The organism is Paraburkholderia dipogonis (genome assembly GCF_042680985.1).
GTDB classification, from domain to species: Bacteria; Pseudomonadota; Gammaproteobacteria; order Burkholderiales; family Burkholderiaceae; genus Paraburkholderia; species Paraburkholderia phytofirmans.
Genome location: NZ_JBHUFR010000055.1, coordinates 1 through 1,321 on the forward strand (window position 1 = coordinate 1; position 1,321 = coordinate 1,321).

A 1,321-nucleotide genomic window follows, 5' to 3' on the forward strand; every position below is an offset into this window, starting at 1 on the left:
GGCTTTCAGGTAAAGGCAGCACGCTTATGTCCGGCCCGTTTTCGCAGGTCGGTTACGCCTGCAGGCCCTAATGGAATTCGCTGGCGAGGTCCTCATCTGCAAATCGAACACAATGGTTCATCTTCCCTATCGGGTTTTCCTCGCCCCGGTCCAACCTGTTAGCCATCATGCAGCACTTGCTTGCGCTCCTTGAGGAAGGTTTCAGGAAGCCACCATAACGTGAAGTCTACGCAGCAGCGGGCGGTGAAGCCTGATAGCCCTGCGCTCGGGCAAGTACCGCCCAGATGGTTCGTGCCAGTTTGTTGGCGACAGCGGCAACGGCAACATTAAACGGTCTGCGCTTGAGCAGGCCGTCGATCCACGCCGATCGTGTGCCCTGGATGATGACCGAGCGGGCGCCGTGCATTAGCAGTGTGCGCAAATAGGTGTCGCCGCGTTTGCTCAGGCCCATCTGTCGTACCCGTCCACCCGTTCCCGTCTGCCTCGGCACCAGACCCAGCCAGGCGGCAAGCTCACGGCCGGATTTGAACGTTCGCGCATCGCCGATAGATGCAACCGTCGCGGTGGCAGTGAGAAGGCCAACGCCAGGGATGTCGGCGACCTTCTGGCAGTCCCCGTTGTTACGAAAGGCGGTAGCGAGCCGCCGCTCAAGCACGGTGATTTCCTTGTCGGTGGCCTGAACGCGATTCCATTGCTCACGCAGGCTGTCGATCAGGATCCCTGGCAGACGTTCAGCGACTCCTGCAAGCGTGGCAGGGAATGCTTTGGTGAAGGCCCGATAACTCTCGGGCAGTGTTTCGCCGAATTCGTACAGCAGACCGCGCAACGCGTTGGTTTGCATGATGCGGAACTTCATGAGCTGGGCACGCATCCGATGTATCGCCAGGATGGCTTGCTGATCTTCACTCTTGATAGCAACAAAGCGCGCATCCGGCTGCTGCGCCGCTGTGCAGATGCCTCGGGCATCGGCCGCGTCGGTCTTGTTACGCAACACAAACGGCCGCACCGACCGCGCGGAGATGAGCCTCGCATCATGACCGAGCTGCTGCAGCCGTCTCGCCCAGTCGTGTGCGCTGCCACACGCTTCCATCACAACAACCGAAGGTGCGCGCCTGGCGAAGAACTCGAGAACCTGTGCACGCTTTAGCTTGAGTCTTTCGATCTGGCCGCTCTGCGGGTCGAGTGCATGAAGCTGGAATACCTGCTTGGCAATGTCCATTCCGATGAGGGTGGGTTTCATTTCCGGTTCTCCTTGACGCACAGTTGACGAGCACCCTTACTTTGGCACACGCAGACCGACGCGTGCCAAGTCTCCCGCGCC

The 1,321-nt window shown here is 60.0% G+C and carries 1 protein-coding gene; it reads right to left on the reverse strand.

Features of this window, described 5'->3' with window-relative positions; all coding sequences use genetic code 11:
• Positions 1-226 precede the first annotated feature (226 nt).
• Complete coding sequence (locus tag ACFSNN_RS41295; protein WP_134465177.1) at positions 227-1,240, reverse strand: IS110 family RNA-guided transposase; 1,014 nt, start codon at positions 1,238-1,240, stop codon at positions 227-229.
• Between the last annotated feature and the right edge of the window lie 81 nt (positions 1,241-1,321).

Bases quoted from the DNA above. Each gene is read 5' to 3' on its own strand.
- ACFSNN_RS41295 (WP_134465177.1), bottom strand. From the start codon at position 1,240: ATGAAACCCACCCTCATCGGAATGGACATTGCCAAGCAGGTATTCCAG.